Annotated in this window: 4 protein-coding genes and 1 pseudogene; 2 read left to right on the top strand and 3 right to left on the bottom strand. The window is 73.5% G+C overall.

Annotated elements, in window-relative coordinates; translation table 11 throughout:
* A pseudogene (locus tag GA0115242_RS33145) lies at window positions 1-350 on the bottom strand (phosphatase PAP2 family protein); the annotation flags it as partial.
* A gap of 153 nt (window positions 351-503) precedes the next feature.
* Here GA0115242_RS33145 and GA0115242_RS33140 point away from each other — a divergent pair.
* Together GA0115242_RS33140 and GA0115242_RS33135 are read left to right on the top strand one after the other, a co-directional pair.
* The gene (locus tag GA0115242_RS33140) at window positions 504-1,853 is read left to right on the top strand and encodes an FAD-binding oxidoreductase (RefSeq protein WP_093835149.1); all 1,350 of its coding nucleotides are present in this window, start codon (window positions 504-506) and stop codon (window positions 1,851-1,853) included.
* Between the two features lie 38 nt (window positions 1,854-1,891).
* Window positions 1,892-2,647 carry a decaprenylphospho-beta-D-erythro-pentofuranosid-2-ulose 2-reductase gene (locus GA0115242_RS33135; protein ID WP_093835145.1) on the top strand — a complete coding sequence of 252 codons (756 nt, stop codon included), beginning with the start codon at window positions 1,892-1,894 and terminating at the stop codon, window positions 2,645-2,647.
* A 25-nt stretch (window positions 2,648-2,672) separates the two neighbouring features.
* On the opposite strand, the gene GA0115242_RS33130 is transcribed toward GA0115242_RS33135, so the two are convergent.
* Window positions 2,673-3,260: a 2'-5' RNA ligase family protein gene (locus GA0115242_RS33130; RefSeq protein WP_093835143.1), complete on the bottom strand. Its 588-nt coding sequence runs from the start codon at window positions 3,258-3,260 to the stop codon at window positions 2,673-2,675.
* 137 nt (window positions 3,261-3,397) lie between these two features.
* Window positions 3,398-4,411 (bottom strand): tryptophan--tRNA ligase, encoded by a 1,014-nt coding sequence (trpS, locus tag GA0115242_RS33125; protein ID WP_093835147.1) that lies wholly within the window; start codon window positions 4,409-4,411, stop codon window positions 3,398-3,400.
* Window positions 4,412-4,565 lie beyond the last annotated feature (154 nt).

Raw genomic sequence — 4,565 nt, 5'->3', positions numbered from 1 at the left:
CGACGGCGGCGGCGGCCGAGGAGGTCGCGTGGGAGCGTGGGGAAGGAGTGCCGTCCCGCGGTCCGCACGAGGGGCTCGGACTGGGGCGGGCGCGGTCTGCGCACCACTCTCTTCACACCCATGCTGACCGCGTGGGCGCCCGCCGTGAGCGCCGTCGCGCGCAGCCAGGAGCCGCGCCGCGCGCCGTCGAGGGCGGCGCCCGCGAGCCCCGCCGCGAGCCACAGCGCGCCGTGCTCACCGGCCCGCGACAGGGCGCGCGCGGCACCGGCGACGCGCGGATCGGCGCCGCACGCGCGGAACGCCGAAAGGATTCGCTGATCGACCTTGCCGATGTGATCGATGTGGTCCATGTGGACTCACTGTTCCCGCCCGCACCGCCGGAGCTGCGGCAATATTGAGCGACATCCCATTAATCACCCATTTCGGGGAGGGAGGCCACGTTTCCTCACGGTTAGTCAGTGTTCGTCGGCGTTCGCCGGAACAAGGGCGATACGGTCACCGACATGCCTGCCGACACCGTTGCCGTCACCGGGTGGGGCCGCACCGCCCCCACCGCGGCCCAGCTGATCCGCCCGCGCAGCTACGAGGAGGCGGCGGCGGCCGTCCGGGAGTGCGGGACCCGCGGCGGGATCCCCCGGGGCCTGGGCCGGGCGTACGGGGACGCGGCGCAGAACGCGGGCGGCGCGGTCCTCGACATGACGGCCCTGGACCGCGTCCACGCCATCGACGTCACCGAGGGCACCGTGCTCTGCGACGCGGGCGTCTCCCTGCACCGGCTGATGGAACTGCTGCTGCCGCTCGGCTGGTTCGTGCCGGTGACGCCCGGCACCCGGTACGTCACCGTCGGCGGCGCCATCGGCGCGGACATCCACGGCAAGAACCACCACGTCAGCGGCTCCTTCGCGCGTCACGTCCGGTCCTTCGAACTGCTCACCGCCGACGGCTCGGTGCGCACCGTGACCCCGGGCACCGACCTGTTCGACGCGACCGCGGGCGGCATGGGCCTGACCGGCGTCGTCCTGACCGCCGCCGTCCGGCTCCAGCCGGTCGAGACGTCCCTGATGTCGGTCGACACCGAGCGGGCCGCCGACCTCGACGACCTGATGGCCCGGCTCACCGCCACCGATCACCGCTACCGCTACTCGGTCGCCTGGATCGACCTGCTGGCACGCGGCGCCGCCACCGGCCGCGCCGTGCTGACCCGCGGCGACCACGCCCCGCTGGACGCGCTGAGCGCCCGCGCCCGGCGCGCCCCGCTGGCCTTCCGCACCCCCCGGCTGCCCGCCGCGCCCGCCGTCTTCCCCGAGGGCCTGCTCAGCCGCCGCACCGTGGGCCTCTTCAACGAGCTGTGGTTCCGCCGGGCGCCGCGTGCCCGCACCGGTGAACTCCAGCGGATGTCCACCTTCTTCCACCCCCTGGACGGCGTCCCGCACTGGAACCGGGTCTACGGGCGGGGCGGCTTCGTGCAGTACCAGTTCGTCGTCGGACACGGCCGGGAGGAGACCCTGCGGCGGATCGTGCGGCGGATCTCCGAGCGCCGCTGCCCGTCGTTCCTCGCCGTCCTCAAGCGGTTCGGGGAGGCCGACCCCGGCTGGCTCTCCTTCCCGGTGCCCGGCTGGACCCTGGCCCTCGACATCCCCGCCGGACTGCCGGGGCTGCCCGCCTTCCTCGACGAGCTGGACGACGAGGTCGCCGCCGCGGGCGGCCGCGTCTACCTCGCCAAGGACTCCCGGCTGCGCCCGGAACTCCTCTCGGCGATGTACCCCCGCCTGGCCGACTTCAGGACCCTGCGCGCCCGGCTCGACCCGCGCGGGGTCTTCACCTCGGACCTCTCCCGCCGCCTCGCCCTCTGACCCCCCGCGCGCTGGCCGCGCCCTGCCTAGGAGCTGTCGTGAAGGACGCTTTCGGTCTCCCCCAGTCGCTGCTCGTGCTCGGCGGTACGTCCGAGATCGCGCTGGCCACCACCCGCAGGCTGATCGCCCGCAGGACCCGCACGGTGTGGCTGGCGGGCCGCCCCTCGCCCGCCCTCGACCGGGCCGCGGAGGAGCTGCGCGGTCTGGGCGCCGAGGTGCGCACCGTCGCCTTCGACGCGCTGGAGCCCGAGGCGCACGAGGCGGCGCTCGGCAAGGTCTTCGCGGAGGGCGACATCGACATGGTGCTGCTCGCCTTCGGCGTCCTCGGCGACCAGGCGCGCGACGAGCGCGACCCGGTGTCCGCGGTCCGGGTGGCGCAGACCAACTACACCGGCGCGGTCTCGGCGGGCCTGGTGTCCGCCCGCGCGCTCCAGGCGCAGGGCCACGGCTCGCTGGTGGTGCTGTCGTCGGTGGCGGGCGAGCGGGCCCGCCGCGCCAACTTCATCTACGGCTCGAGCAAGGCGGGCCTCGACGCGTTCGCGCAGGGGCTGGGCGACGCGCTGCACGGCACCGGCGTGCACGTCATGGTCGTCAGGCCCGGGTTCGTGCGCTCGAAGATGACGGCGGGGCTGCCGGAGGCGCCGCTCGCGACGACCCCGGAGGAGGTCGCCGCCGCCGTCGAACTGGGGCTGCGGCGGCGGTCGGAGACGGTGTGGGTGCCGGGGGCGCTGCGGGTCGTGATGTCGGCACTGCGGCACGCGCCGCGCGCGGTGTTCCGCCGGCTGCCGGTCTGAGCCCCGGGGGCCGGTCCGGCAGGGCCTAGCGGCCGCCGGGCAGCGTGCTGCTGCTGCCCAGGCGGTCGGCCTGCGGCGGGACCACCGCCGAGCCGCCGAAGGGGTACTCGCGCAGCTTGCGCCAGACGCCGTCGGGGCCCTGTTCGTAGAGGGCGAAGCCGGTGCAGGGCCAGCCCGCCTCGTAGTCGGCGAGTTCCGCGAAGGCGCGGTCCATCGCCTCGTCCTCGATGCCGTGGGCGACGGTGACGTGCGGGTGGTACGGGAACTGGAGTTCACGCGCGACGGGGCCCGAGGCGTCGCGGACCTGCTTCTGGAGCCAGGTGCAGGCCTCGGCGCCGTCCGCGATCCGTATGTAGACGACCGGGGAGAGCGGCCGGAAGGTCCCGGTGCCCGCAAGGCGCATCGGGAAGGGCCGGCCGGCCGCCGCGACCTCGGTGAGGTGCGCCTCGATCGCGGGCAGCGTCGCGCCGTCGACCTCGGTCGGCGGCAGCAGGGTGACGTGCGTGGGGATGCCGTGCGCCGCGGCGTCGCCGAAGCCCGCGCGCAGCTGCTGGATCAGGCTGCCGTGAGGCTCCGGGACCGCGATCGAGACACCGATCGTTACGGTCCCCACGTCGTCTCCTGTCGTCATGCCGGTTCGGTTCCCGGCCGTCCGGCTATCGACTGTACGGCCACGGCCGGGCTGTGGGCAGGCGCAACGGAAGTGATGTGCAGCGCTCTGCGGGTGGAACGGGTGTGCGGTCGTGCGCCTCAGTGCTTGGCGGGCAGGAATCCGACCCGCTCGTAGGTGTGCGCCAGCGTCTCCGCGGCGACCGCGCGCGCCTTCTCCGCGCCCTTGGCCAGAACCGAGTCGAGCGTCTCCGGGTCGTCCAGGTACTGCTGGGTGCGCTCCCTGAACGGCGTCACGAACTCGACCATGACCTCGGCGAGGTCGGTCTTGAGGGCGCCGTAGCCCTTGCCCTCGTACTTCTCCTCCAGGGCGCCGATACCGGCCCCGGTGAGCGTGGAGTAGATGGTGAGGAGGTTGCTGACGCCCGGCTTGTGCTCCGCGTCGAAGCGGATCACGGTGTCGGTGTCGGTGACGGCGCTCCTGACCTTCTTGGCGGTGGTCTTCGGGTCGTCCAGGAGGTTGACGAGGCCCTTCGGCGTCGACGCCGACTTGCTCATCTTGATCGACGGGTCCTGGAGGTCGTAGATCTTCGCCGTCTCCTTGAGGATGTACGGCTCCGGGACGGTGAAGGTCGCGCCGAAGCGGCCGTTGAACCGCTCGGCGAGGTCCCGGGTCAGCTCGATGTGCTGGCGCTGGTCCTCGCCGACCGGGACCTCGTTGGCCTGGTAGAGCAGGATGTCGGCGACCTGGAGGATCGGGTAGGTGAACAGGCCGACGCTGGCGCGGTCGGCGCCCTGCTTGGCGGACTTGTCCTTGAACTGCGTCATCCGGGCGGCCTCGCCGAAGCCGGTCAGGCAGTTCATGATCCAGGCGAGCTGGGCGTGCTCGGGCACGTGGCTCTGCACGAACAGCGTGCACCGCTCGGGGTCGAGCCCGGCGGCCAGCAGCTGGGCGACGGCGAGCCGGGTGTTGGCGCGCAGCTCCGCCGGGTCCTGCGGGACGGTGATCGCGTGCAGGTCGACGACCATGTAGAACGCGTCGTGGGACTCCTGGAGGGCCACCCACTGGCGGACGGCGCCGAGGTAGTTGCCGAGGTGGAACGAGCCTGCGGTGGGCTGGATTCCGGAGAGCACGCGGGGGACGTCAGAGGCCATGCCCACCATTCTCTCAGGTGCCGGGGCCCGGTCGGGCACGGGTCGGCGGCGGAGGGAACCGCTCCGGGCCCCCGGGTGTGAGAGGGGGGAAGGACTCGGGAGGGGCACATGGGACGACGGCACGGACACGCCGTGGTGGTGTCGGGGGCGGCGG

This window comes from Streptomyces sp. SolWspMP-5a-2, from assembly GCF_900091845.1.
GTDB lineage: Bacteria > Actinomycetota > Actinomycetes > Streptomycetales > Streptomycetaceae > Streptomyces > Streptomyces doudnae.
This window is presented reverse-complemented; position numbering and strand designations above follow the sequence as displayed.